A 26,768-nucleotide genomic window follows, 5' to 3' on the forward strand; every position below is an offset into this window, starting at 1 on the left:
AGCATAACGGCATTCGTTCGCGGGGACATTAAGCTCGTCAGATAATCTCAAAATGAGGTGCTAATCCGATGAAAAAGGTTGTCGCAATCGTAAGTGTCATTCTTCTCGCAGCAACAGGCTCAGGCTGTTCCATGCACAAGGTCGATAATACGCCGAATTATACGACCAAATCGACGTTACCGCACGATATGAACAGGTCGGCGTCACCGAATTACACGCTGAAATCGACGCCGAACTCGTCCAAAACGACTCAAGCGTCATCCATCGCAACGAAGGGCTCGTCGCTTAAGTCATTGTCAACGCCGCAGTATGGGTCGCAGCAACGTTGGATCGTAATCGGCGGCAATGGCGCAGGCTGGGGCAACTTGGGCAACATCGGCAACTTTAACCCAAACAACCCGGGCTCATACCCATCATATCCGGGCAACCCGTCAGCTTCGTATCCAACGAACCCAACACCTAGCAAGCCATCTACACCATCTACGCCTGCACCATCGACACCATCTACAAATGCACCTGCCAGTGCAAATGCAACGAAAGTGCTGCAGTTGGTGAACACGCAGCGCAAAAATGCAGGCCTCCCTGCTTTAACGATGGACAGCGCATTGGCGAACATGGCTTTGGTCAAAGCCAAAGATATGATCAATAACAACTACTTCTCCCATAACTCGCCGACGTACGGCTCGCCGTTCGACATGATGGCGAAATTCGGCATCACTTACCGTACAGCTGGCGAGAACATCGCGAAGGGCCAGCAGAGCCCCGAGCAAGTTATGAACGATTGGATGAACAGCCCGGGCCACCGCGCTAACATCTTGAAGAATGGCTACACGAAGCTTGGCGTTGGTTACTACAACGGCGCTTGGGTGCAGGAATTTACGGGCTAACACTCGTTAATAAGCACAAAAAACCGAGCAGCACAAGGATTAGCTTCCCTGCGCTGCTCGGTTTTATGCGTTTCAGCTTGTCATTCCACAAAGCCATCCGTCATGCTCTTCAACAAAGCAGCGATGTCCGCCTGCTCATTGAGCTCCGCTACATCCCGCGCCGTTTGTCCATAATTATTGCGAACGGTAACATCTGCCCCTTGGTTGATCAAATATTGGGTGACTTCGAGATGCCCGTACATCGCAGCCTGATGAAGCGGCGCGCCGCCATCCCCGTCCTTATCAGCCAAACCGTCCACTTGAACGCCATGCTCGACGAGCAGCTTCACGAAATCTAGGCTGCCAATGGAGGCTGCCAGCACCAGCGCCTTTTCTCCATGCATATCCAAACGCAAGCCCGCTTCGAGCAGCAGCTCCGCTTCCTCTACGGACTCTCCGTACACCGCATGCCACAAAGCCGAATGGCCCAGCGGATTCGCCGCATTCACGTCCGCACCCCGGTCTAGCACATATTGCAGCTCATCCAACTTTCCCCGCCCTGCTGCACATACGATCGCCGGAAAGCTTGGATCGTTCAACTCTGCCCCATGCTCGATAAGCAGCTGGACCAGCTCAAAATCATAGCCGCCAAACCGCCCCCATGCCCAGCTCAAATACGTCCCTTCCGCCGAAAGCGGATTCAATTCCAAGCCTTGCTCGACGATAAGGCCACGTACCGTTGCCTTATCCTTTTGTTTAATCGCCAGCATCATTCGGTCTTGCAAAACTGCTGTTTCCATATCGGCAGCTCTCCCCGCATACGTTCGTTCTATCCATCATATCCGTTTTTTGGCACATTTACGACAGAAATTTGTGCAACTATATGCCTTGACAGGCATATTCCAAATGGGATACATTCAATCCATGCAATCAACCCTAACTGCTCTGGCTGAGCCTAACCGGCTGCACATTGTTGAGCTTCTGCGCGACGGCCCTCTCCCTGTAGGAGAAATCGCCGACCGGCTTGAACTCAATCAGCCTCAAGTATCCAAGCATCTGCGCGTTTTAACGGGTGCCGGCCTTGTCGAAGTGCAACCGGAAGCCAATAAAAGATTTTATAAGCTGCAGACCAAGCCCCTTCAGGAGCTGGATGAGTGGCTGGGCTCTTACCGGCGAATGTGGGAAGACCGCTTCGACCGGCTAGATGCGTATCTGCTCGAGCTGCAAGGCAAAACGAACAACCTGAACGCTAACAAGCAAGAACCTACACAACCGTAATTCCGCAATTCACAACAATGCGCTAAACGAGCAGCATGCAACATGGCATTTAGCCATATTTTCACGATTTGGAGGAATCGAAATGCCTGCCAACAACACAACCAGCTTAGACGAAGCCGCATTTGAACTTACACGCGTATTCAACGCCCCGCGGGAGCTCGTATTCAAGGTATGGACCGAGCCTGATCATCTGTCGCAATGGTGGGGACCGACAGGCTTCGAATTAGGCGTTGCCAAGATGGACCCAAGGCCAGGCGGCGTGTTCCATTACAGCATGCGTTCACCGGAGGGCTTCGAAATGTGGGGCCGAATCGTCTATCTTGAGATCGATGCGCCAGAGAAGCTGGTCTTCACCACTTCCTTCTCCGATGCAGATGGCAATATTACTCGCCATCCAAGCAGTGAAACATGGCCTCTGGTCGTCGAGAGTACACTAGTTTTCACAGAGCAAGATGGCAAAACAACAATCGCCATGCGCGGCATTCCAGTTGACGCGACTGAGGAAGAAGTTCGTACATTCCTTGAAGGCCATAGCTCGATGCAGCAAGGCTTCGGCGGCACGTTCGCACAGCTTGAAGCATACTTGGAGCGCGTGCAAGCGTAAGATACGCAAGTGCCAGCATCACCAATACGCACAACAACAAAAGGCCGAGACCGGCGTTCCCGGTTTCAGCCTTCTTGTTGTTCCAAATACTCCACCATTGATTTGATTGGGTAACGCATCAATTCGGTTACTTGGCCGATTGCTTCTGTTTGTGGCACATCGTTCACTCTCTTCGGTTAGTCATTGGCATGCCATTACTATGCACGGTTTTCTTCCGGATCATGAAAATAAAATGGCAGCCTCGGAAGGATATCCGAGGCTGCCGACTTATTTTTGAGCATGTAACCCATTTAAGAATTCTTGAAGATGCCATTCGAAGACGCCCTTGATATAGTACATGCTCTAGGTTTCCAAACAGCTTGCAATTTGCCCCTTATGATGCAAATCATGCTCCACAAATTCATGAATGATGTAAATCAAAGAGTACGGCGTACCTGTCTTCGGGCAATTGGCGACGCCGTTAGCTGGCACTTCCAGCCTAATTTCCTCCGGTTTCATCTCCCTCAGCATCTTAACTAGCCGCATTCGATCACTTGCGAATTGTTCAAGGAGTTGATCCTTGCGTATGCCAGAGTTCGCATATTCATAGGCTCTAGCATTATAAGCATCAAAATCGGGGAATTCCATGCCTTCGCCCCGCCTGACGGAAGGAATGACGATATCGATAAGATGCAGATCCCAATTTCTCAGATGGGCGATGACTTCAGCTACAGATGCTTTACCTTCATTAATGGGGCGACGCCACTCTTGATCACTTCGTTGAACTAACTGATTCGTCCAAACGGCGAATTGTTCGAATGCATCGATTGTACTGGATATATTCATTAAGCAGCCTCCTTATCACATGGATACATCGTAGCACAACTCTCTCACAATAGAAACGTACGTTCCCATTATAGTTGTTTAATAAATCCAGTGCTTTTCTCCGTGTACCCAGCTCGTCGGTAAAATAGATGGGCGGCTTCCCGTTCGCTTCGATTCCCGCTGTTCAAGGCTATCGCGACCAAGCCATTATCTCTTGCCCACCGTTCTGCCTCTTGGATTAACAATTTGCCTATGCCTTTATTTCGAAACCGCTCATCAACGACGAAAGCAACAATTCGCGCATACCCACCATTTTTTTCGTAAAATACGCCTGAACACAATCCGATCATCCCCACTACGCTCCCATCGGCCTCAGCGACCAACGTATGATAGTCCGGATAAGCTGAAATCCGTTCGAAACGTTCCTCCATTTCCTCAACAGATGTTGGATAACCCAGTTCACCCATTAAATAGGCTAGTGCACGGCTGTCGGTTCGTTCGGCCGTTCTTATATTCACAGGCTTCCCTCCCCATTAATGCGTTAAATCTTTTTTCAAATAATAATGTGAATGCTCCCTGCCTACATGATCGATGCTCCCAAAGACGCTATACCCATGCTTCTCATAAAATCCCCGCGCCAATTCCAGCATACTTCGCCCAAAATGCCCCCGCGGACACTTCCATCTCCGTCCTTAAGAAACACGCAAATCTCCTCGTATCTCCCTCCTAAATCAGCTGGGAAATGTTTTAAATTAAATCTATAAAGTTCGTCCTCTATATATTGTTTATTCTTTTGATTGGATTCTTTCGTAATTTGAAGTTTAAGATCCATGCCACTCTCTCCTTCTATTCACAAATATTATGTATGAGCGCCTAAAATAAGAGTTTACTGGAAAATGTTATAATCGTATAGAACAAGCAGGCCAGCTACGGTTTAATTTCATTTTGTTGCGTTCCAGATAATTGAAATTTATTTCTAATCATAGTATTATTAACAAGCAATATCTTAGGTTGCTTTAAGCCGAAGAAAGTGCCCTTCCTTCTACGAGGATAGGGCACTTTTTTGATCGAGACTCTAATTATGGGGTTATGCCAATAAACGATTAGCTGGGGGTATATGATATGAGCCGATTAGTAGAATTGCATGAAATGAAAGTTGAGGGCAAGCTACTGGCGGATGTATTTCCTAAATTTGTGGAAGAAATGTACCGCGTTAAGAAGAAATATAAACGTGAACTAATCATTGACCATTTTACTAGAGCGGTTAACGCAGTTATTCCTCAAGCCGTGGCGGAGCATGCACTAGACGCAGAGCGTTTACGCGTTCTCAACGGTATTTTTGATAAATATGTGGGCACTTATCTAGCCGCCGGCCCGGATATGGCGCAAAAATTCATAAATGATATTATAGGCAAGGACAACTAAGGATTGGGAGAACCGCCTTAACCTCGCATTGACATAATGGCCCCCACAACCTAGAATGAGTATCAATTAGCTAGCTAATGGAGGTTGTCACCATGGTATCGCATTCGTTCCAGTTCTCACAAGCGACGATGCATTTATTAATTCATGTCTACCGCCTGCATCGGCAGCATGTTGATGCCAGCGTTCAGCCGCTCGGCGTCTCTCCTGGCCAACCGCCTGTTCTAGCGAGGTTAACAGCGCAAGATGGGCAAGTGCAGAAGGATTTGGCAGCGCGAGTCAATCTCCAGCCTGCAACGCTGAACGTCATGATTGGCCGGATGGAGAAAGCTTCGCTGGTAAAGCGCCTGCCCGATGCGGCCAATTACCGCGTATCCCGCGTTTATCTCACCGACCAGGGAAAAGCGGCAGCTGAAGCCGTGAATGACGCGCTTGGCGAGATCGAACAGATCAGCCTTGCTGGTTTTTCTGCTGAGGAAGAGCAGCTGTTCCGCCAAATGCTGCAGCGTGTCCACTATAATTTGTCAGCGCATAAATCGCTTCATGCCGAGCCGTCACCCACGCCCCCCATCCAAGAAGGCAAGGAATGATATTATGAATACAAAATCCCCACGTCCAAAACGCCGGCTCGGCATCGTTCTCATTCTAGGATCATTGTCCGCATTCGGCCCGCTATCGCTCGATATGTATTTGCCTACGCTTCCGAAGCTCGCAGATGACTTAAACGCTAGCGCATCGCTCGGCCAGTTGAGCTTAACCGCATGCCTTATTGGCCTTGCCGTCGGCCAACTTATCGCAGGCCCAATCAGCGATGTGCGCGGCCGCCGATTGCCACTACTGTTCGGCTTGCTGCTATTTGCTGTCACCTCATTCCTATGTGCAATGAGCACCTCGATCGAAATGCTCATTGCGCTTCGCTTCGTTCAAGGGCTCGGCGGGTCGGCGGGCATTGTGATCGCGCGGGCGGTCGTCCGGGATATGTATAGCGGCACGGCGATGACGAAGTTTTTTGCAATGCTGATGCTCGTCAACGGCGTCGCGCCGATTGCAGCCCCGATCTTCGGTGCCCAGATGGCCAAGTTCACGTCTTGGCCAGGCATTTTCGTCGTGCTCGGCCTGATTGGCGTTATTATGCTCGCTTCGGTATTATTCGGCCTTGGCGAGACGCTTCCGCGGGATAAGCGCTCGAAGAGTGGGCTGGGCAACACCCTCTCCACCTTCGGCCGCCTGCTGCGAGACCGCAGCTTCATGGGTTATGCGTTAACGCAAGGGCTCATCACCGCTGCAATGTTTGCCTATATTTCGGGTTCGCCCTTCGTCATACAGGATTTATTCGGCGCATCGCCGCAGGCGTTCAGCCTTATCTTCGCGGTTAATGGCCTTGGCATCGTGCTGGGCGGCCAGCTCGTCGGCAAGCTTGCTGGACGAATCAGCGAATCGAAGCTGCTCTTATACAGCTTGCTGTATGCAGCAACTGGCGGCATTGCATTGTTCGCCATGATTGTGGCGCATGCCCCGTTAGGCGCTGTACTGCCGCCGTTGTTCATGGTCGTCTCCAGCGTAGGGCTCGTGAGCACGACTGCTTTTTCGCTAGCTATGCAAAAACAAGGGCAATCCGCAGGCAGCGCCTCTGCTCTGCAAGGGCTCATGTCTATGCTCGGCGGCGCGCTTATTGCACCTCTGGTCGGCATCGCCGGAAGCGGCACTGCGCTGCCGATGGGCATCGTCATTGCAGCGGCGGATGCCGGAGCGATATTGGTTTACTGGCTTATGATTGTGCGTGCAGGGAAGGAAATCCGAGTGTGAAAATTAAAAAGGAGGTGCCCCATAAAGCCATGTCGGCTGGGGACACCTCCTTGGAATGATAGGTACAATATGATGCTATTGGAGGGAATCTTATTTTTACATCAATCACCTATTTAAAATCCGGCAATGAAACGCAGCAGCGTGCCTATCATGTGATGAATGAGCTCGGAATCATGCATGACTTAGCCTCTTACCGTCCTGTTTTATGCGGAACGATCCCTATTGCCATTGATGTGGAAGGCTCCGATCTGGATATCATCATGGAGGTTCATGACTTCGATGCGTTTAAACAGCAGGTTTCCTCCTTGTACAGCAGTTATGGCAAGTATGTCTTGAAGGAGAAAACGATAAGAAACACGCCAGTTATCAAAGCAAACTTTGAATATAGCGGTCTGGAGTTCGAACTATTCGGCCAGCCGAAACCACTTGAACAACAGTATGCCTACCTCCACATGGTCATTGAGCATCACTTGCTCCTCCGTTACCCGCACATCAGAGCCGAAATCATTCGTTTGAAGCAAGACGGAATGAAAACAGAACCTGCTTTTGCCCAGGTGTTTGGATTAGAAGGAGACCCTTATGAGGCGTTGCTAGCGTACGGCAAGGAACTAGGCTGTTAACTGCCTGTGCTTGTAAAAGATTTCAGCCCTCTGTTCCAGAAGGAATAGGCGATCAGGCAACATGCTACAGCGACTAGCGGAGTAAGGTACGAATAATAACTAAACCCCGATTGATCGATAAAATAAGCTGCTGGGTAGAAGGCTGTAAAACCGTACGGAATAATAAACGTTAACACCAATTGAATGCCTTTTTTATAAATGGTCATCGGGTAACGCACGAACTCACTTAAATTATTCACAGCTTCCATAATGGGGAGGCTGTCCACCATCCAGAACGACAACGAGCCAAAAAACAAGTTAACGGACGCATAGATTAACCCGCTTGAAACGACGAATAAAATGAGAAGCAACAAGTTGGCCCCCGACCATTCCAGTTCAAGATGATTCGTCGCTGTAAACAGAACGATCGAAGCGACAATGAGCGACCCGAAGCCATCCTTGTGCAAACGATCAGCAACGATATGGAACAAAGGGCTAATTGGCCTTAACAAGATACGGTCAAAATCACCAGGCTTTACATACCTCCACCCGATATTCCACAGATTATCGAAGAAAATATTTTCTAAAGCCTTGCCTGAGAGCGCTATTCCATAAATAAATAGGACCTCATAATAACCCCAACCATGGATGCTATTGACGTGCTTAAACAATATGTTAATGAAAATAATAGCGGTTCCTTGCGTAAACAAATTCGCCAACACGCCAATCATAAAGTCAGCCCGATATTCCATCATCACTTTTAAATGCTGCTTCGCAAATTTGATATACAATTGAAGGTACCACATCATTCCCCTCACCCCCCGTTGATTGTTACTTTACGCAGTGCCACTGACCAAATCACCCGAATAAATGCCATGATGCCTACTAGCCATCCCAGTTGAATCAGAATAGCGATAATCGTATCTGTTATAGATAATGTCCCCATATAAACAGAGACGGGAACGTACACCATGTACTTGAATGGAAGCACGTCGGCAATGAACCGCAACCAATCCGGGAATAGCGAAATCGGAATTAATGCGCCTGTAAACAGCGCTAGAATGGCCCCTTTCATCATTCGCAAGCCAAACGTGTATTTAAAATAGAAAGCCAACACGCCAATAATCAGATCAATCTGTGAACCGAGCAAGATCGCTAACAATGTGCTCACGATAAACAACACAGCGTACAGGGCATTAGGGGGAAAGCCGATACCTAAAAAGATATAAGCGACAAGCAGCATCGGGAGGCTCTCCCGGAAAAAGGTCGTTACTTTCTGCCCAAGGTCAATCGAAACCAGTTTGCCAATGACATCATAAGGCCGCATTAGCTCAATTGCTACATCGCCTGTCCGAACTTGGGAAGCCAATAACGCCCCGACGCCTGCGCTGTAATTGTTAATAATGATAGCCATAACCGAGTAGGTAATCATCTGTCCGAGCGTTATGTCACTAATGGCGCTCGTATTTTCATATACGGCTGACCAGAAGTAGAAAATGACAATGAGCTTAAATACCATAGACGCTGTTTTGGACCAATACCACGCCGAATACGAAATGTCTATTTTGATTTGGGATTTCATCATTTGCCAATATGGATTCATGCTCATACCCCGCGTTCGTAAATTTCTTTCACGATGGTTTCGATTTTCACTTCATTAACCGTGAGGTCGCGCACCTGATAATGGTTCATCATATAGCCGACGATTTCGGAGGAAGCAATCTCGTCTTGTTTGAACGTTACTGTGATAGCGTTCGCGCTTTTATTTTCTACCACCTCAATCTTCTCTTGCATCGATACTGGAAACGCAAGCGTATCATAGGCATCCACTTCAAATTGAATGACCCGCTTATGCCCGAAATTCCGTTTGATCGACGCGAGGTCGCCATCGTACAAAATACTGCCCTCATCGATAATGATGATCCGATTGCAAATCTCTTCGATATCCTGCATGTCGTGGGTCGTTAAGAGGATCGTCGTTTTCTTTGTTTCATTCATTTCCTTAATGAAGGCACGTATATGGTTTTTGACGGACACATCCAAGCCAATTGTCGGCTCATCAAGAAAAACGATGGATGGGCTATGCAAAAAAGCGGCCGCCAGCTCGCATCTCATCTTCTGCCCTAACGAAAGCTGGCGCACGGGGATGTCTAGCAAGCCTTCTAGCTGTAGCTTTTCAGTAAAATAAGCTAAGTTCGCTTCGTATTCTTGGTCAGGGATGCGATAGATATGTTTGAGCAGATCGTATGATTCCTTTACCGCAATGTCCCAAAATAACTGCGTTCGCTGCCCGAAAACAGCGCCAATTTTTCTGGCGTTTTCCTTTCTGCTCGCATACGGCACTCGCCCATTTATTTTCACTTCACCGCTAGTGGGATGCAAAATCCCGCATAACATTTTGATCGTTGTCGACTTGCCCGCCCCATTGGCGCCAATGTAACCGACAGTCTCCCCTTGTTGAATCGTGAAGCTAATATCATTGACTGCTTGCTTGATCGTATATTCCCTTGATATCAACCCTTTGATGGCGCCCGAAAGCCCCGGTTTCTTTTTGACAATTTTATATGCTTTAGACAGCGATGATACTTCAATCACATGCATGCTCCTCACGTTGATTATTTATGTCGTTAAATGCCAACCTGATCAACAAACACCGAAAGCAGCGTTTCTGCAAACGTTTGCGCAAATGTCATTTATTTATATTAACAGAACAAATACCCACGGTAAATATATCCAATAACATTTATTAATTATGCTACGATAAGTGATATAAATAGAAGAGGGAGTGGATTCTATTGGAAATCATATTTATTCGTCATGGACAAGGCATTCATAATGGAATCCCATGCTTTGAGATGTGACGAAATTTGCTCCCTTGCGCGGCTGCAAAACGAGCATACGGACTTCATCATTACTGATGTGGACGACCATGCTTTGTGGAGCAGCGGCATCAATACAATAAGCGAGGACGAGTTCCATACCGTTGGGCACCGATTCCTCCAATGGGTCCAGACGCTGCACGCCAACAGGATTTTCGTCATCACACATGATGGCACGATCACGAATTATCGTATGTTATTAGGCGAGACTGGGCTATCAAGGGCCGATTTCTTAGGCGAAACCGGCTGGCACCGGTCCGCATTATAAACAAAAGAGCAGTCATATTGACTGCTCTTGAAGGTGGTTTGTTGGCCGTGTAAAGCGCGCATAGGCCAATGCCAAATGCCGCGCTCGGGCTTTGCCTCGAGTGAAGCACGCATGCTTGCCTCAGCGCTAACGGACTCAGGCGGCGCTATTTGGCATAAAACACGTCTTTTTGAAATGTAACGGACTCAGCGGCCGTTATTTGACCGAATGTGGCTACAAATAAGCTCATTTCTAACGAATAAAGGCTCCTGAGTCCGTTAGAATTTTTTTCGCGTACCATTTGGCCAAATAACGGCTGTACGGTCCGTTAGCCATTCACCGATCCTTCACCTGCGCTTTCGCCAGATTACCTATGGGTTGCATATACGGTGCGCTTAAAGGTGAAGCCGGACGCATACGGGTTTGCGCAAATCGCAGCCCTCTTCCGTCAATGCCGGGTATCCTTCGCCATCGATGGCGAGCACCGCAACACGATCTGATTCCTGATTCGCTGCCAACAGCCATTGGCCGCCGGGGATCAGTTGAAAGTGGCGCGGCGAATTGCCGCCAGATGGCGTATGGCCAATCGCCCTAAGCAGCCCGCCAGCGCCAATACGGAATGAAGCGATGCTGTTATGCCCGCGATTTGAACCGTAAAGATATCGCCCGTCTTCGGATACCGCGACCTCTGCGCAAGTATTCTCGCCCGTGAAGTCCGCCGGCAACGTCGTAACCGTCTGCTGATGCACCAAGCTGCCATCTGCGGCATGCAGCGCGAACACAGCGACTGCGCTCGTCAACTCCTCAATGACATACACAATGGGCTCCGATGGATGGAACGCCAAATGGCGCGGGCCCGTGCCTGGCGCAACTCGCGTACGCGCTTGCTCCAAGAGCGTTCCGTTCGTCCGGTCCAGCCGATAGGTGTAAACCGAGTCTGTGCCGAGATCGTTAACCAGGTACAGATCCGTATTCGGTACCGCAAAGATCGAATGCGGATGCGGTCCCCGCTGCCGATCCGGATTCACGCTGCTGCCTTCATGGGTTACGCTGCAGGAGATTGGCCCTAGTGCGCCATCTTCTCCAATCGGATAGACACTAATCGGGCCGCCGCCATAGTTAACAAGCAGCAGCCATTGTCCGGACGCGTCGAGTGCGAGATGGCATGGCGAATCGCCACCAGAAGGCTGGCGGTTAATCTCTACGAACTTGTCCACTAATGGCTCCGAGTCTGATTCCGCTCCCGGCTGCGAGCCGCCTGCGATTTGATAAGCTACAATCGCTCCCTCTCCTAGCTCGCTTACCGCATACAGCCTCTGCTTAGCGCCATCCAACGCAAGAAACGAAGGATTTTCAATGCCATCCTGGCCACCAGTGCGTTGCAGCTTGCCAGTTGCGGAATCGAAGGTTAGCTGGTGAATCGCGTCTTGATCTGCTGTGTTGTATGAGCCTACGACGATACGATGAATGTTAGCGTTCTGCATCTTGTTGTCCTCTCCCTATACGGTCGTTTTCTGCCAGCATACTCGGCGGGTCGGCGGAAGTCAATCACGGGGTGCGAAGCAGACAAGAGTGGCACGTAAAAAATGAACAATGGCAGTATAGGGCGTATGCCACCCCGCTTCGCGCCCTAGTCCGCCCATACTAAAATAAGCAGCAACACGCCGCCAAAGCGGTGTATTGCTGCTCTTCATAATCAATAATTAACGAGTAACTGTAAGTTGGGCGTTACGCTCAATCAGATCAATGCGCTGCTGCACGCTTGCGTACGAGCGCAGCCCGTCCTCCGGCGTATTCAGCACATAGTCGAGCAGTTGGCCGATCGAGCTCGTCGCCACATGGCAACGGGTATCGGAAGAAGCATAATAAATGAACACTTCTCCATTTTCGCGTGCAACGACGCCGTTGCAGAACAAGACGTTGGACACGTCGCCGATGCGCTCCTCGCCTTCTGGCGCCATGAAATGCCCGCTTGGACGATGCGTAATTTCCCATGGCTTGTTCAGATCCGCCGCGAGAAACGCGTACAGCACGTAACGCAGCCCAGCAGCCGTGTTGCGAACGCCGTGCGCAATGGTTAGCCAGCCTTTGTCCGTCTTGATCGGCGCAGGGCCCATGCCGTTCTTCACTTCTTTAATCGTATGGTACTGCTTTGGATCGATCACAATCTCTTCCTCGATAACCGCATTTTCCATATTGTCCGCCAAGCCCCAGCCGATGCCGCCCGCGCTGCCCACTTCGACGAATCCGTCCGACGGGCGCGTGTAGAACGCATATTTGCCATCAACGAACTCCGGATGAAGCACGACGTTTCGCTGCTGTGCGGATGGCGTTTTCAGGTCGGCAAGCCGCTCCCATGTTTTCAAATCCTTCGTCCGCGTGATGCCGCATTGTGCGACTGCGCTGGACATGTCGCCTGCCGGCGCATTCGGGTCTTTACGCTCCGTGCAGAACAAGCCGTAAATCCATCCGTCCTCATGCTGTACGAGGCGCATGTCGTATACGTTCGTGTCCGGCTGCTCCGTCTCTGGCAGCACGATCGGCTTATCCCAAAACTTGAAGCGATCAATGCCATTCTCACTCTCAGCGATCGCGAAAAATGATTTGCGGTCATTGCCTTCTACGCGCACAACCAGATATACATGGCCGTTAAGCTCAATCGCACCGGGGTTAAACGCACAGTTGACGCCAAGACGCTCCTGCAAATACGGGTTCGTTTCCTTATTAAAATCATACCGCCAGCTCAACGGCGCATGCTGTGCCGTTACGATTGGATATTTATAGCGGTCCACGATTCCGTTGCCCAAACCGTCGATCTCATTGTTGCGTTCGATTAGCTGTTGATGTTCATTATGCAAAGCCTCTAACCGGCTCTCAAAAGCTGCTGCCATATTCATCGTCTCCTATCGAATCGGAATGCGACGAGCTTTCTTGTCTTATTCCATTGTGATAATATCAATCTTAATCACGACAGGTACGATAATAAATGCCTTTTCCTTTTCTACATTTGCACTTTTGCATTGCATCCAACTAGCCACGGGAGGTGTGTTTCAATGTCATTCTCGTTCGAAATTCCTTTATTAGGCGTCGATACGCCTCACCATGTTGATTTTGTCATCGACCATACGAGGGGCGGCGGCGCCTATTTGCTGGCATGCTTCTCCACCCCCTTCTTTATTCGAACAATGAATGGCATAGAAAATGGGCAGCCCGGCGACTGCATTCTGCATGACCCCACATTTCCGCAATATCACGGCACGGCGCGAGGGGAACAAGAAGGGTTTCGCAATGATTGGGTTTATGTCGAGGGGGACGGCATGTTGGAGCTGGCGCAGACGTACGGCATTCCTTTTAATACGCTCATTCGAACGGGTGAAAAACAGCTCCTTGCCTCCCATATTCGGACCATTGAGTCGGAGCTGGCGTTACGCAAGCCATTTTGGAAAGAGCGAATTGCACTTGTTCTGCAAGAAGCGATGTTCACAATCGGCCGCCATCAGCAGCTAATTGTGGAGCTAGAGCAATATAAACCGTCTGAACGAGAATATCGCAAAAAATTTATCGAGGCCCGCTCCATCATCCATCAGCGGTATGCCGAGCCTTGGGATGTGCAGCAGATGGGCAACCTCGTCAATTTAAGTGCGGTACGATTCTCCGTGCTGTTCCAAACCTTTTTCCAAGCCAGCCCCAAGGAAGACCTCATTATAAAAAGGATCGAGGAAGCAAAGCTGCTTCTGCACACGACCAATGACAGCATCGAGCGGATTAGCGCCGCATGCGGCTTCAATAGCTTGTACTATTTTTCCCGCATATTCAAAATCAAGGTCGGCTGTTCGCCCGTCCACTATCGCAAGCGATTGGGGGGCTAGCCCCTACATCGATTCGATCCGCACCGCTTCATCTGGCAACCCCATTGCCAGCATCGCTTCAACTATAATGACGCACAATTCATCTTCACTGCGCAGTACAACGTTCATTTGGATATCCCGGAATAGCGCTAGCTTAGAAGCATCCGGCGCCCTGTCCAAATAGGACCGCAGCGCCTTCAAATCTAGCGTTTCATTCTTGTGAACAGCGAACGCTTCATGCGGCTCCCCCTCATGCAGAAGTGCCGTCACGCTAAGCCCATCCTGCGTCTGCACTGTCAAATGCTGCTCCCGCTCCGTATTCACCTGCTGGACGTAGCGATAAGGATGTGCGATATCGAGCAACTCGACTCTTCGAGCCAACTCCCCCCCGGATCTTCGCCTTGGTTCGCTTCTCCTCATCCGTCGGCGGATAAGGGGAACTGGCGGCTTTCTCCTGCCAGCGCTGCTTCGCCTCCCAGTAGCTCATTTCATTCGCAAAATAATTGTAGAACAACTCGCTATCGGCCTCGTTTACGCATTCCTCCATTCATAGGTTTTGTATTGCCCATTATCGGATGAGTGCCTTAATAGGTTTCCATCCTCCGGCATGCCTTGGAAATAAGCACCCATGCAACCTGTTGTACAACGATGTCCCGATATTAAAATGTTAGCCTTACTCAAGCCATACTGGCCTTCGAGCTCTTTCATAAATGCAAACACTCTCGCGATGAACAGAGGAACTTGTTCCACGCCTTTATACACCGTAGCGTCGGGAACGATCCCCGCCATTTTCACTTCAGAACGATGAAGCCGATCAGCTTCGCCTAGGTCAAATACGTCGAGCCTTGGATCTACGATCGCTTTCATGCCTGTCGCAATTTCTGCTGTTTGGATCGCTCTCTCTTGCGGAGATGAAAATATATAATCAAATGGAATCGCCTTGAGGCTCTCTCGCAACCGCTCCGCCTGCCCAATCCCATAGTTATTCAGCGGCATGCCGAGCCTGCCTTGCAATATTCCATCCTTGTTCAAATCCGTCTGTCCATGCCTCACCACATAAATCATGCCAACTCTCCTTTATACTTTTTTTGCATAAATACAACCTGTTGAATTCTATCCATCTATCGTTTATTGAGCGGCTTAAAATCTCACATATACATTCCATATATTAACATAAAATAGGAAGGGAATGTCTCAGCAAACCGAAAGAGCGCACTCGGCACAGCCACCAAATCGCCCCCACATCGAAGCTGTTATGGGACTGCTGCTTAGGCCGTTAATTCGCTATGCCATTGCAGTTTGTACAATGAAAAAGCACTTCCCGCCTCGCTTAACCCGCTCCCATTGTATTTTGTACAATGCGAGAAGCTAATTACATGCGCTGACCGCCCATTTGGGCTTCAGCGGCGATTTCCCATTGCACAGATTACAACGAGAGCTACTAAGAAGGGAGCGATTCCCTGTGTCATTGTACAAATTGCAATGGCATGATTACCGAAGGTCGGTCCGCGGTGCGCTGCCGCTGCAACATTGTTCTGGACGGATGATTACTGTAGGAGCTGCTGCAAACCTTCATAATAAGCGGAAGCATTGCCGTCCACGGCATTGGAATATGTGGCTAGTGCCTAACCTAATGGCGGGGGATGCCATTTGAACCAAATTCAAAAAGCATGATTTACTTTTAATAGAAATCGATGTATTCTATTGACGGGGAATGGAAACGTTTGCACAAAAAGTGCATAACTCCTTCGGGAGAAAGTGACTGCAAACGTTGGACTGGAGGAAACGATTAAACTGTATAGAAACAACAGGAACTGCGAGGTGATATCAGGTCAATATGAGGCTGAAAACCTAGAAGCGTTGAATCAAACATCTTGTTTCGATTCCTTTTAGCTTGCTTCAAGGTGAAAACGTTTGCACTGTTTTCAATCAAAGGAGGAGGAAAATCTACATGTTACGAAAGTGGTTAATCGGCACCATGTGCTTCATTCTCGGCGTTACCCTTTTCACCGATCTTTTGATCTCTAATCCAACAACGGCTAACGCCGCATCGAACACAGCAACCCTCTACTACTACACGCCTTACAAAAACTGGACGAACAACTATATCCATCATAACGGCAGCGGCTCTTGGACGACCGTTCCTGGCACAGCGATGGATGCAGGCTGTACGAACTGGACGACCAAGACGATCGACTTCGGCACGGCAGCAAGCTTCCAAGCCGTATTCACGAACGGATCGGGCGCATGGGATAACTACAACAACCAATCCGGCCAAAACTACACGTTCACGGCTGGCATTCACCAAGTGAAAAACGGCCAAATTATCGCAAATGCTGGCAGCCCTTGCGCACCAGCTGAAACGGTCGCGCCTAGCGTACCGGCTGGGCTGCAAGTTACGGCAGTAACGGCTTCCTCCGTCTCCATCTCTTGGACCGCTTCGACTGATAACGCAGGCGGAAGCGGCATGGCAAGCTACAGCATCTACCGCAACGGCACACTGGTGAAAGCTGACCAGGCTGCTGCTACTACCTCCTACACGGATACTGGCTTAGCCGCTTCGACGGCTTACAGCTATACCGTAACTGCCAAAGACGTAGCCGGCAATGTTTCCGCACAATCGGCTGCTCTGGCAGCAACAACGTCAGCTGGCAATACAGCTAGCGTTTACTACTACAAGAAAACTAAAGGCTGGAGTTCGGTTAACATCCACTACATGCCTACAGGCGGTACTTGGACGACTGTTCCAGGCGTTGCCATGAACGAAGTGGCGTGCACAGACTGGACGCTCAGAACCGTTAACCTCGGGTCCGCTACGGGCATGAAAGCCGCATTCAACAATGGTTCCACTTGGGACAACAATGGCGGCTCGGACTACACGCTGGGATCAGGCATCGTAACTGTAAAAGACGGCGTAGTTGTCAATGGCGCAGTAAGCCCTTGTACGCCGGTTGCACCGGATACGACGGCTCCATCTGTGCCTGCCAACCCTCTGGCAACAGCTAATGGGCTGCAAATCACGGTAACTTGGACTGCATCTACGGATAACGTAGGCGGTACAGGCGTTGGTGGTTATGAAGTGACGCGTACAGGCGGTACGCAAGGCACGCAAGTGTTCACGACGACGACGAACAGCTTGACGAACTCGGGATTGGATGCGACAACGGCTTATTCGTACACGATCAAAGCCTTTGACCTCGCAACGCCTTCCAACAAGTCTGCGAGCAGCACTTCTGTATCGGCAACGACAGGCAATGCGCCTCAACCGACTCCGGGCGGTACGCCAATCGGTACGGATACGCGCGAAGATTCGATCTATTTTGTTATGACGGCCCGCTTCTATGACGGCGATTCCTCGAATAACCGCGGTGGACAATTCAACGTCTCCAGTGGCAACGCTGCGAACAACGATCCAATGTTCCGCGGCGACTTCAAAGGGCTCATGGATAAGCTCGATTATATTAAAGCGCTCGGCTTCTCCGCGATCTGGATCACGCCAGTCGTGCTGAACCGTTCGGATTATGACTTCCATGGCTACCATGGCTACGACTTCTACAAAATCGACCCAAGGTTGGAATCCACGGGGGCTTCTTACCAAGATCTCATTAACGCTGCCCATAACAAAGGCATTAAAATTATTCAGGACGTTGTCTACAACCACTCCAGCCGTTGGGGAGCAAAAGGCCTCTTCACGCCGACCGTATTCGGTATTCGCGATGCGCAGTGGAGCTGGATGTATGACGAGAAAGTTCCTGGCTTGGAATACGATGGCTTAACGCCGAATACGGTGTCAGGCAAAGCGTACAACGGCGATCTTTGGTCGACAGCTGAACCTGCCGGAAACACGTGCCAAAACTGGGGAACGCCAACTAACTTCTACAGCAAAGAAGGATACCGGATCTACAACTGCCAATGGCCTAGTGCGACATCCGGCATGTTCCCAGCGCAATACTATCACCAATGCTGGATCGGCAACTGGGAAGGCGAAGATGCGCGCAGCTGCTGGCTGCACGAAGATCTGGCTGACTTCAACACCGAGAGCAAGCCGGTGCAAGATTACCTCATCGGCGCTTACAACAAACTGATCGATATGGGCGTGGACGGTTTCCGGATCGATACCGCGGTGCACGTTCCTCGCGTAACGTGGAATCGCCGCTTCCTCCCAGCTGCACAACAGCATGCAGTCGAGAAATTCGGCGATAAAGGCAAAAACTTCTACATGGTTGGTGAAGTTGGCGCATTCGTCAATGACAAGTGGAACCGCGGATCGGTTAACCACTCCGCACAGTTCTTTACTTGGAAAGAAAGAAAAGAATACACGCAAAACGACGTGCAAGCAGCACTCGACCAATTCAACTACGAGAATACGATGGGCACCAATAACCAGCCAACGTCCACGAACGCGTTCTTGAACGGCAACACGTATCATGCGCCAGACCATAGCCAATTCTCTGGCATGAACATTATCGATATGCGCATGCATATGAACTTCAGCGACGCGGGCAATGCCTTCTACAACGGCAAAGATTCCGACGACTCGACGAATGATGCGACGTACAACATGGTTTACGTCGACAGCCATGACTTCGGGCCGAACAAATCTTCAACGACTTATGCTGGCGGTACGGACGCTTGGGCAGAAAACATGAGCCTCATGTGGACGTTCCGCGGTATCCCTACACTGTACATGGGATCCGAAATCGAGTTCCAAGCAGGCAAACAAATCGATTGCGGCCCTACTTGCCCGCTCGCTACAACTCGCCGCGCTTACTTCGGCGACAAGCTGGAAGGCACAGTCGTAGCTAGCGACTTCGGCAAGACAGCTTCGGCAACGGGTACGGTTGCCCAAACGCTGAACTACCCGCTCGTTAAACACGTGCAGCGTTTGAACCAAATTCGCCGTAAAATCCCTGCGCTGCAAAAAGGCCAATATTCAACCGAAGGCATCAGCGGCAACATCGCTTACAAACGCCGCTACACGGATGCAGCAACTGGCGTAGACAGCTTCGCACTGGTTACGATCAGCGGTTCCGCGACGTTCTCCGGCATTCCTAACGGCACGTACAAAGATGCCATTACGGGTGACGTGAAAGTCGTATCGAACGGCACGCTGACGGCTTCCGTTTCCGGTAAAGCAAACATGCGCATCTACGTTCTTGACCTGCCAGGCAATGCTGCCCCAGGCAAGATCGGCGAAGACGGCCCTTACCTGAAATCGTAAGCTCATAATAGGAATGGCATTAACAAGGCATGCCCATGGGATTTAGATCCCATGGGCATGTTTTTTTATAGTGAAGTGTCGAATTTCTTTCTATTAAACCTTATCCATTCGTTGTATACTTCTCGATAACTGTATGCAACTTAATTGCAGTCATCCCCGTAGAGGTTAGTAATACATAACAATATATTGTAACGAGGAGCAACATAACGATATGCAAACGAATCAAGTGCTAGAGGAACGCGCCGTACTGGCTGCATTAGAGCAGTCGCTTGCCATGATCGAGTTTGACCTGCAAGGCACCGTCCTATGGGCGAATGACAATTTTGCCAAGGCGATGGGTTACCAAATTACCGAATTGCCTGGCATTCATCATCGCAAGTTTTGCTTGCCTGAATTCGCCAATAGCCCGGAATACGCGAAGCTATGGGCGAGTTTAAAAAATGGCACCAAATTTCAGGAAAAAATCGTTCGTGTCACGAAAAGCGGCGAGACGTTGTGGCTCGAAGCTACCTATATGCCCATCCGCGATGCTGCCGATCAGGTCGTTGCTGTTCTCAAAATCGCAACCGACATTACGGCTCGTGAGTTAGCAACCACGCAAGTAACAGCTGAGCTGCAGCAGATGGCCGCGGACCTTCACCTTCGCACCGAAGAAGGCATCAAACGGAATCAACAAGTCGCTGCAGCCTTCGAACGCGTTATGGCAGATAACGAAAATAATTTGGCTTCCCTTCATGACCTGGAGCAGCAGAGCGTCGCGATTAAACGGGTCGTCCAGACGATTCAAGAATTCGCGTCACAGACGAACCTCTTGGCTTTGAATGCTGCCATTGAGGCAGCACACGCAGGCGAGTACGGCCGCGGCTTCAACGTCGTCGCTACGGAAGTTCGCAGCCTCGCGAAGAATGTGCAAGAAGCCGCACAAGAAATTCAGAAAACTGTGCAGAACATAGCCGGGCAGGTCGACCGCGTCAATGCGGGAACGAAAACTTCGCAGCAAGCGATCATCGATAGCCAGCTTCAAATTCAACAAGCTGTCGGTGAATTCGGCGGCATCAGCGAAGCTGCTGGCAAGCTAGATGCGCAGGCGAAGGTGCTTGGCCAGATGCTTTAACGCAACAAGGAGCCGCTCACATCGAGCCGGCTCCTTATTTTTTCAATTCATGCTATGCGTTCCGTTCATTAGCCAGAAAAAGTATACGTCCGCGACCAAGATTTCGTCTCTCCCGGCGCTAGATCAATCTGGACGAATGCCTCAGGAGATACGACATGGCTCGTCCCCCACAATGCGTAATACGCAACCGGTTCGCTGCCGCTCTCCCGCAATCCCGCTCCACTCTGCTCGTCTTTTAGCTCCCAGTAAAAAGGAACCTGTCCCGCCGCCGCACGATACTGCGCATAAAATACTTCCGTCACCGGCTCCCATCTTATGCTGTCGCCTTCAATCCGCAGCGGCTTCACCAGCTCCTCGGCAGGCTCGTACCCTTCGCGGCTTTCGAACGCTAACGGCAGCCGAAGCACATAACCCGGCCCGATTGGCTTATCGTTAATCGCGACAAAATTATGGACGTACTCCGTCGTGGCAATGCGCTTCGTCCCGTTATTCGCCAACTGGTAAGCAATCGTTAGCTCTGGGCCCGCTACGGTTAATGTCTTCTCATACGTGTAGGCATATCCGTTCACCGCCGTTGACACCGAACGATACCGAATATAATTGTCGCCTTGCTCCGTCTCCACCGGGCTAAGCGCAATCGGATAAGCTTCCGCAAAATCGTAATCGGCTTCACTAAGCCGTGTCAGCGCGCCGACGCCGATTTTTAGAAACGGCTCTCCCGGAGCTGCCTCCTCGTACCCGTTCGGGCCTTCGATGCCAAACTCATTGCATAACCCGCCGCCGTCAGTTTCCTCTCCTGGCGCCAAACTCACCAGTGTACAAAAGGTATGCCCGCTTTCCGTCAGTTTGACTTGTTTCACAAATCCCGCCCAATCGAATCTTGCGCCTGCATATTGCCCGGGCTGCCCGCATTGCTCAATTTCCACTTGAAGCTGATCGCTAGTAAGAATAATTTTGGATTGCATTGGTGTTACCGCCTTTTCTATGTTTTGTTATTCATTAAATGGCTGTATTTTTTGTGCCATTCAGCATGACGCGCCTGTCTGTCTGCTTTCCTTGGATGACTATTTCTTTCTTAGATGGATCGGTTGCTTTGAATCGGACCAAAGAACTTGGTGTACCCGATGTGAGGATATACACCCACCCTTGGTCGGCCAGCACAATGCCGCTATAACCTGCCGTTAGCTTCTGCGGCTTGCCGCCTGTTAATTTCACGCGATAAGTCGGTCCCGTGGCCGAATAGGCATTTTTCTGATTAGGCTCCTGCCACCACTCGGAATAATAGATGAAATCTCCCTCTAATATTGCTGTTCCATACTTATTATTTGATATTACCTGTTTATGGCTGCCGTCGATATCTATACGGGCAATGCCTTTCTCGCTAATAAAATAAATGACATCGTTGATGATACAAAACGGATCAGCTATCCCTTTATTAAAATCATCATAATGAAGCTGTCCTGCAAGAAGACTATTCCGCTGATAATAAATCCCCCCAATATAGTCTCTTGCTAATCGTTTCAATCCCTTGCCGTCCAGCCCTACGCGGAATAAGGATCTGGCACGGTCAGGACCTTTAAACTCTTTTTGCGCGCAAATTGTAATCGATATCATTTATTCGCTGACTCCTGAATAGGATCAGTCTAACACTATAACTTCTCAGTTGAAAGAAAACAAATTTTCACGAAAACGATGCTAATAATAATAAAAATAAGTAACAGTCCAAAACGAAAATGCCGTTGGGTTTTCCGTAGCACTCATCCACAATGGCGGCGAATCTGAAGGCCATGATCTTTTTTTCATTGCGAACCCCCTGAATGATGTGTATATGTGGATGTTATAATATGGCAAAACACACCATTTATATTAAGCCGGAGACAGCAAAAACACAAGCGCAATGGCAAGCTGCTGCGCTTCAGCGGACAGGCCCCGCCCATTGGAAAAAACCCGTCCGAAAACAATTTCCGGCAGGCTAACGCTAATGATGCCGTTACTCTAAGCCTGTGGCTTTATCTCCTCATTCTGATCTCCCTTATGCTTCCCCCGAATCGCATGAACGGCAAGCAGCAGCAGCAGAAAGCCGATCACATAGGTAAGATCGTACAGCGACCAGTACGTCGCCAATTGATTGAAGTAGGTGATGTTAGGAGACACCGTAATCGAGCTTACCAGCAAAAGCAGGCCAATCGGGAGCATCAGAACACGGTATTCCTTCAACCCTGCCAGCTGCGCAAGCCCTAATGAAAGGCCATAGAAGTACAGCGTCAGCTTGAAATAAATAGAGAAAAACCAGAGGATGGCCATGACGGCCTCCACGCGTTCCAGAAAGTTCCCAATGTTGATCTCTTGCGCTAACGCATAACTGGGGTACAAATGCCGGGCTGTATCGCCAGCCCCAAGCACAAGAATAGACAGCGCCAGAACCAACGCGATTGCAAATCCGCCCAATAATCCGCCCAGCAGCATGCTCTTCCCAATACGTTCGGCTTGGCTGACATATGGAATGACCATTAACAGGATGACGAGTTCTACATAAGGATATGCAATCGCAGCCATCGTTCCGCGGAGCAACGGGCGGATGCCATCCTCGAGGAACGGTTGGACATTAACGAGATCTGCTTGTGGAGCCAGCGCGACGATAAAGAACAAGAACAGAACTACAAAAAACGGGAATAATAGCTCTCCCGTTCGCGCAATGACTTCAAGCCCTAGCTTGGCTCCCATCACGATAATGCACAGAAACAACAGATGAATGGATTGGATTGGCGTCTCTGGCATCATATGCATCGTCATGAAATCGCCGATTTCCCTAAGGAAGATCGAGGCATTAAGAAAGAGATGGACGGCAAACAATAGCGATACAGCCACGCCAAGCCATTTGCCCAAAATTTTGCGGCTCGACAGGAAAACGGTCATGCCGGGATACAGCTTGCCAACGGCCGCTATCAAATAGACGATCGGAAGGCCAATCGCCAAGCCGATCACGCCCGATAGCCATGCATCCTGCTTCCCTTGGATCGCCGCAGTGGCAGGCAGCGCTAATATCGAATCGCCTATCGTTACGAAAATAACGAGTATCGTTAATTGGCGCGCCCCGATCTTGCCTTTCTCCAGCATCTATGATTTCGCCTCCTCCCTTAAGATCCGAATAGGGCATCCCCGAGCGGTTTATAGGCCTTAATAATCCAGCCTGCTGAGCTTGGAAGCCTCACTTCCAAGCTCAGCACAATGTAAAGCCCTCCCCCAACTGCAAGCAAGATCGCGAACCACCATCGCTCTCTGGCCATATTCCCCAGCCTCAGCGTAGGGAACTCCGCCAGCACGATGGCAGCTATCCCGATAATAGCTCCAGCAATAGACCACATCGGCCGTCACTCCTTCTTATTCATTTCTTCCGGAATGAGTTGCTCTGTGTACCCAAATACCGGATCCTGATATCGACGTTCACCCGATACGCGAGTTTCTGGAATTGCGCATCCCAATCGTCCCGCACGGCCTTCCAATACTTCGGTTGCTCGCGATGCATCACTTCGCCGAAGCCGAATATGTCGACTTTATATTTGTTCTGAACCGTCGCGATGGCCTGCTCGATAAATCGCTGCACTTTCCGATTCCCGTTCTGCTCCAGCTGCTTGATCGAAGCTTCCTTGCTCAAGTCAATCGAACACCTCACTTCGCCGACATTGGCCCGCATGCGGACGGATATGTCAATAAAAGGCTTTCCATCCTCAAGCTTTCCTTTTACTTTCGTATCTGAGCGCATTACTTCCAACGCCGCATTGCCGCCATTAGGGCAATATACGACGCCAACCGTACTATCCACATTGTCTTGAATATAATTGTACGCCTTGCTCTCCTCTTCGTTCAGCCAGCCAAGCAGCTTATCTTTCTTAAATACGGCCAATCCGTTATATATCAATTGTGTGGAAGAAGCAATTTCGTTCACATTCTCCTTGCTTTCCCCAGCTGTCTGCGAGCCCTTGATTCGCAAACCGGTCACAGCCGGCTGCTTGCCCGAGCTTACGATATCATCGATCAACTCATCCAATGTAATAGCCGACGTTGGCGCCCATGACCGTTCGGACGCCTCCAGCGATGAAAACATCTGATTGGCAGGGATCGATTCCAGATGCGTTAATATTTTGAGCGTGTTGGCTGCGGTCGTATCCTTGGCGATGACAACGTAGAAATCTGCCCGATGCTCGTGATTGCGGGATACGAAATCAAGTACATTGCCTATTCCGTCAACTGCTACTTTTTCACTGATGACCAGCATCCGAAGATGGGAGTTATAGATTTTGCGGGGAGATACTTTCGTCAGCCTGCGCAACGCCTCGAATATCGTTTCACCTGTCGCTTGGTACGTCGTTACCGGTGTACGGTCGCTGCTGCCCTTCTGGGATGCTACTTCGCCCGGGTCAACGACCTGGACCGTTAACCGGTAATGATCTCCCGCTTTATCGATTCCATATGCAACAGCGATGGCAAGATCGTTCATCTCCCGGCGATTCCAGCATCCAGAGACGAACATCATCGCAACAACTAGACATCCCATAACCAACTTGCGCATCATCCCCGCCCGCGTTTCCTTTCGGATTGATTCCGTCCACGCACAACATTAATCTGATTAATTAATCGAGGGCGGGTTCGCATGGCCCATTGGGGCAGCCGGAACAGCGTATCCTTCTGGTCAGCAAGATTAAATGGCCCGAACGGGCTCATATATGGAATGCCGAATGACCGCAGGCTGCACAGATGAAGCATTAACGCAATAAGCCCGACAATAATGCCGAATAGCCCGAACGAAGCGGCAAGCCCCATCAGCGGAAAACGAAGCATCCGAATCGAAATCGACATATTCATCGCCGGCACTACGAAGCTAGATATGGCCGTAATGGACACCACGATGACCATCGCGGCCGATACAATTCCTGCATCTACAGCTGCCTGCCCGATGACAAGCGTTCCTACAATCGAGACCGCTTGCCCAATTGCCTTCGGCATGCGAATGCCCGCTTCACGAAGAATTTCGAATATGACCTCCATCATTAGCGCTTCGATAAATGCAGGGAACGGAATGCCTTCGCGCTGGGCTGCCAAGCTAATCAGAAGCTGCGGCGGAATCATTTCATGATGATACGTAGTTATCGCTATATAGAGAGCTGGCACTAACAATGCGATTAAAATGCCGCCAAAGCGGAGAATGCGCAGCAAGCTGCTAATATCAGACCGTTGGTAATAATCTTCCGCCGAGTGCATAAAAGAAATAAACAGCGCCGGCACAACCAGTACATGCGGCGTCCCGTCGACCAATATGGCTACCTTGCCTTCAAGCAGCTCGGCTGCAATAACATCCGGACGCTCCGAATTATAAATTGTCGGGAACGGCGAGTACGTCTCGTCCTGAATGAGTTCCTCAATATATCCGCTCTCAAGGATGCCATCGATGTCGATGCGATCGAGCCGCTCGCGAACCTCCGCAACCACTTTTTCGTTGGCGATGCCCTTGATGTACATGATCGACACATCGGTCTGCGTTACCTGGCCGATCTGCCTCGTCTCCATCCAGAGCTGCTTGTTCTTGATCTTGCGCCGGATGAGCGCTGTATTGGTACGAATCGATTCCGAGAACCCTTCTTTCGGTCCACGGATAACCGTCTCGCCCGTTGCCTCAGGCACCCCGCGGTCTTTGAAACTGCTCATCTCAATGGAGTAGGCTTCCCTGCTTCCATCAATCAAAAGGATGATATAACCGGACATTAGCCGGTTAAATATCGTTTCGAAATCCTCGCATTGCTGGCTGCCGCCCGCCAGTTTGCTGCCGATCAAATTTCTCGTTGCGTCGAGATTCCGCATATCAATTATGAGAATGTCTGCTATTAACTCTTGAACGGACCGGCTATCTGCGAGCCCCGCCGTGTAGATCACGACAGCGTTCACGCCTGCTCCGCCTACGTCAATGGCAAATGGCTTAAAAATAATGTCCGAGCTGTTGCCTAACTGTTCACGCATGATTCGTACATTTTCTTCAAGGCTCGCTTGTATCTGCTTGGTGTCGGATTCAGGCATGCGGCTACCTA

30 protein-coding genes are annotated in these 26,768 nt (G+C 50.1%); 13 read left to right on the forward strand and 17 right to left on the reverse strand.

What is annotated here, in order from left to right; translation table 11 throughout:
* The first annotated feature begins 68 nt into the window (after positions 1–68).
* Positions 69–887, forward strand: a complete 819-nt coding sequence (locus tag GON22_RS03360; protein WP_202113062.1) for a CAP domain-containing protein — start codon at positions 69–71, stop codon at positions 885–887.
* A gap of 80 nt (positions 888–967) precedes the next feature.
* Here GON22_RS03360 and GON22_RS03365 read toward each other — a convergent pair whose 3' ends face one another.
* Positions 968–1,666 carry an ankyrin repeat domain-containing protein gene (locus tag GON22_RS03365; RefSeq protein WP_160394709.1) on the reverse strand — a complete coding sequence of 233 codons (699 nt, stop codon included), beginning with the start codon at positions 1,664–1,666 and terminating at the stop codon, positions 968–970.
* Positions 1,667–1,790: 124 nt separating this feature from the next.
* Here GON22_RS03365 and GON22_RS03370 point away from each other — a divergent pair, with 124 nt between their 5' ends.
* Complete coding sequence (locus GON22_RS03370; protein WP_160394710.1) at positions 1,791–2,144, forward strand: ArsR/SmtB family transcription factor; 354 nt, start codon at positions 1,791–1,793, stop codon at positions 2,142–2,144.
* A gap of 82 nt (positions 2,145–2,226) precedes the next feature.
* Positions 2,227–2,748: an SRPBCC family protein gene (locus GON22_RS03375; protein ID WP_160394711.1), complete on the forward strand. Its 522-nt coding sequence runs from the start codon at positions 2,227–2,229 to the stop codon at positions 2,746–2,748.
* A gap of 342 nt (positions 2,749–3,090) precedes the next feature.
* On the opposite strand, the gene GON22_RS03380 is transcribed toward GON22_RS03375, so the two are convergent.
* The 3 genes from GON22_RS03380 to GON22_RS03390 form a co-directional block, all read right to left on the reverse strand.
* Positions 3,091–3,573, reverse strand: a complete 483-nt coding sequence (locus tag GON22_RS03380; protein WP_160394712.1) for a DinB family protein — start codon at positions 3,571–3,573, stop codon at positions 3,091–3,093.
* Between the two features lie 68 nt (positions 3,574–3,641).
* Positions 3,642–4,070, reverse strand: coding sequence for a GNAT family N-acetyltransferase (locus GON22_RS03385; RefSeq protein WP_336604259.1), 429 nt, complete (start codon positions 4,068–4,070; stop codon positions 3,642–3,644).
* Positions 4,071–4,132: 62 nt separating this feature from the next.
* The gene (locus tag GON22_RS03390; RefSeq protein ID WP_442954348.1) at positions 4,133–4,384 is read right to left on the reverse strand and encodes a hypothetical protein; all 252 of its coding nucleotides are present in this window, start codon (positions 4,382–4,384) and stop codon (positions 4,133–4,135) included.
* 290 nt (positions 4,385–4,674) lie between these two features.
* Between GON22_RS03390 and GON22_RS03395 the strand changes: the two genes are divergently transcribed.
* The 4 genes from GON22_RS03395 (at position 4,675) to GON22_RS03410 (ending at position 7,400) form a co-directional block, all read left to right on the forward strand.
* Positions 4,675–4,977: a hypothetical protein gene (locus GON22_RS03395; RefSeq protein ID WP_160394713.1), complete on the forward strand. Its 303-nt coding sequence runs from the start codon at positions 4,675–4,677 to the stop codon at positions 4,975–4,977.
* A gap of 92 nt (positions 4,978–5,069) precedes the next feature.
* On the forward strand, positions 5,070–5,564 hold the full coding sequence (locus GON22_RS03400; RefSeq protein WP_160394714.1) for a MarR family winged helix-turn-helix transcriptional regulator: 495 nt from the start codon (positions 5,070–5,072) through the stop codon (positions 5,562–5,564).
* A gap of 4 nt (positions 5,565–5,568) precedes the next feature.
* The gene (locus tag GON22_RS03405) at positions 5,569–6,780 is read left to right on the forward strand and encodes a multidrug effflux MFS transporter (protein ID WP_160394715.1); all 1,212 of its coding nucleotides are present in this window, start codon (positions 5,569–5,571) and stop codon (positions 6,778–6,780) included.
* Between the two features lie 92 nt (positions 6,781–6,872).
* Positions 6,873–7,400: a DUF4269 domain-containing protein gene (locus tag GON22_RS03410; protein ID WP_160394773.1), complete on the forward strand. Its 528-nt coding sequence runs from the start codon at positions 6,873–6,875 to the stop codon at positions 7,398–7,400.
* On the opposite strand, the gene GON22_RS03415 is transcribed toward GON22_RS03410, so the two are convergent.
* Genes GON22_RS03415 through GON22_RS03425 form a run of 3 tightly spaced genes read right to left on the reverse strand, consistent with a single transcriptional unit; the run spans position 7,397 to position 9,980 of the window.
* On the reverse strand, positions 7,397–8,188 hold the full coding sequence (locus GON22_RS03415) for an ABC transporter permease (protein WP_160394716.1): 792 nt from the start codon (positions 8,186–8,188) through the stop codon (positions 7,397–7,399). The genes GON22_RS03410 and GON22_RS03415 overlap by 4 nt on opposite strands.
* Before the next feature lie 5 nt (positions 8,189–8,193).
* On the reverse strand, positions 8,194–8,982 hold the full coding sequence (locus GON22_RS03420) for an ABC transporter permease (protein ID WP_237178998.1): 789 nt from the start codon (positions 8,980–8,982) through the stop codon (positions 8,194–8,196).
* Positions 8,983–8,984: 2 nt separating this feature from the next.
* Positions 8,985–9,980, reverse strand: a complete 996-nt coding sequence (locus tag GON22_RS03425) for an ABC transporter ATP-binding protein (RefSeq protein ID WP_202113064.1) — start codon at positions 9,978–9,980, stop codon at positions 8,985–8,987.
* A gap of 234 nt (positions 9,981–10,214) precedes the next feature.
* On the opposite strand from GON22_RS03425, the gene GON22_RS25660 reads away from it, so the two are divergent.
* On the forward strand, positions 10,215–10,526 hold the full coding sequence (locus tag GON22_RS25660) for a hypothetical protein (RefSeq protein ID WP_202113065.1): 312 nt from the start codon (positions 10,215–10,217) through the stop codon (positions 10,524–10,526).
* A 374-nt stretch (positions 10,527–10,900) separates the two neighbouring features.
* Here the strand turns inward: GON22_RS25660 and GON22_RS03435 are convergent, their stop codons facing one another.
* Together GON22_RS03435 and GON22_RS03440 are read right to left on the reverse strand one after the other, a co-directional pair.
* Positions 10,901–11,989, reverse strand: a complete 1,089-nt coding sequence (locus GON22_RS03435) for a lactonase family protein (protein WP_160394719.1) — start codon at positions 11,987–11,989, stop codon at positions 10,901–10,903.
* Between the two features lie 219 nt (positions 11,990–12,208).
* On the reverse strand, positions 12,209–13,396 hold the full coding sequence (locus GON22_RS03440; protein WP_160394720.1) for a glycoside hydrolase family 130 protein: 1,188 nt from the start codon (positions 13,394–13,396) through the stop codon (positions 12,209–12,211).
* A 162-nt stretch (positions 13,397–13,558) separates the two neighbouring features.
* Here GON22_RS03440 and GON22_RS03445 point away from each other — a divergent pair, with 162 nt between their 5' ends.
* Complete coding sequence (locus GON22_RS03445) at positions 13,559–14,374, forward strand: AraC family transcriptional regulator (protein ID WP_160394721.1); 816 nt, start codon at positions 13,559–13,561, stop codon at positions 14,372–14,374.
* A 3-nt stretch (positions 14,375–14,377) separates the two neighbouring features.
* On the opposite strand, the gene GON22_RS03450 is transcribed toward GON22_RS03445, so the two are convergent.
* Together GON22_RS03450 and GON22_RS03455 are read right to left on the reverse strand one after the other, a co-directional pair.
* Entirely contained in the window at positions 14,378–14,734 is a 357-nt protein-coding gene (locus tag GON22_RS03450) for a hypothetical protein (RefSeq protein ID WP_160394722.1), read from the reverse strand.
* A 150-nt stretch (positions 14,735–14,884) separates the two neighbouring features.
* The gene (locus tag GON22_RS03455) at positions 14,885–15,418 is read right to left on the reverse strand and encodes a histidine phosphatase family protein (protein ID WP_160394723.1); all 534 of its coding nucleotides are present in this window, start codon (positions 15,416–15,418) and stop codon (positions 14,885–14,887) included.
* 397 nt (positions 15,419–15,815) lie between these two features.
* On the opposite strand from GON22_RS03455, the gene GON22_RS03460 reads away from it, so the two are divergent.
* From GON22_RS03460 to GON22_RS03470, 3 genes are all read left to right on the forward strand, one after another.
* Positions 15,816–16,007, forward strand: coding sequence for a hypothetical protein (locus tag GON22_RS03460; RefSeq protein ID WP_160394724.1), 192 nt, complete (start codon positions 15,816–15,818; stop codon positions 16,005–16,007).
* A gap of 297 nt (positions 16,008–16,304) precedes the next feature.
* Positions 16,305–19,574: a carbohydrate binding domain-containing protein gene (locus GON22_RS03465; RefSeq protein ID WP_160394725.1), complete on the forward strand. Its 3,270-nt coding sequence runs from the start codon at positions 16,305–16,307 to the stop codon at positions 19,572–19,574.
* A gap of 211 nt (positions 19,575–19,785) precedes the next feature.
* The gene (locus GON22_RS03470; protein ID WP_160394726.1) at positions 19,786–20,688 is read left to right on the forward strand and encodes a methyl-accepting chemotaxis protein; all 903 of its coding nucleotides are present in this window, start codon (positions 19,786–19,788) and stop codon (positions 20,686–20,688) included.
* A 68-nt stretch (positions 20,689–20,756) separates the two neighbouring features.
* On the opposite strand, the gene GON22_RS03475 is transcribed toward GON22_RS03470, so the two are convergent.
* Both GON22_RS03475 and GON22_RS03480 read right to left on the reverse strand, forming a co-directional pair.
* Entirely contained in the window at positions 20,757–21,653 is an 897-nt protein-coding gene (locus tag GON22_RS03475; protein WP_160394727.1) for a hypothetical protein, read from the reverse strand.
* A 34-nt stretch (positions 21,654–21,687) separates the two neighbouring features.
* Positions 21,688–22,302, reverse strand: a complete 615-nt coding sequence (locus GON22_RS03480) for a DUF5050 domain-containing protein (protein ID WP_160394728.1) — start codon at positions 22,300–22,302, stop codon at positions 21,688–21,690.
* Between the two features lie 230 nt (positions 22,303–22,532).
* Here GON22_RS03480 and GON22_RS26390 point away from each other — a divergent pair, with 230 nt between their 5' ends.
* Complete coding sequence (locus GON22_RS26390) at positions 22,533–22,664, forward strand: hypothetical protein (protein ID WP_272898765.1); 132 nt, start codon at positions 22,533–22,535, stop codon at positions 22,662–22,664.
* Between the two features lie 19 nt (positions 22,665–22,683).
* Here the strand turns inward: GON22_RS26390 and GON22_RS03485 are convergent, their stop codons facing one another.
* The 4 genes from GON22_RS03485 to GON22_RS03500 are packed head-to-tail and all read right to left on the reverse strand — an operon-like array spanning position 22,684 to position 26,757.
* Complete coding sequence (locus GON22_RS03485; RefSeq protein WP_160394729.1) at positions 22,684–23,805, reverse strand: GerAB/ArcD/ProY family transporter; 1,122 nt, start codon at positions 23,803–23,805, stop codon at positions 22,684–22,686.
* Positions 23,806–23,825: 20 nt separating this feature from the next.
* The gene (locus tag GON22_RS03490) at positions 23,826–24,053 is read right to left on the reverse strand and encodes a hypothetical protein (protein ID WP_160394730.1); all 228 of its coding nucleotides are present in this window, start codon (positions 24,051–24,053) and stop codon (positions 23,826–23,828) included.
* Between the two features lie 20 nt (positions 24,054–24,073).
* Positions 24,074–25,261, reverse strand: coding sequence for a Ger(x)C family spore germination protein (locus GON22_RS03495; protein ID WP_160394731.1), 1,188 nt, complete (start codon positions 25,259–25,261; stop codon positions 24,074–24,076).
* On the reverse strand, positions 25,258–26,757 hold the full coding sequence (locus GON22_RS03500; protein WP_160394732.1) for a spore germination protein: 1,500 nt from the start codon (positions 26,755–26,757) through the stop codon (positions 25,258–25,260). The genes GON22_RS03495 and GON22_RS03500 overlap by 4 nt, the downstream gene beginning before the upstream one ends.
* Positions 26,758–26,768: the final 11 nt, after the last annotated feature.

This window comes from Paenibacillus sp. MMS18-CY102 (assembly GCF_009789195.1).
Classification (GTDB): domain Bacteria; phylum Bacillota; class Bacilli; order Paenibacillales; family Paenibacillaceae; genus Paenibacillus_T.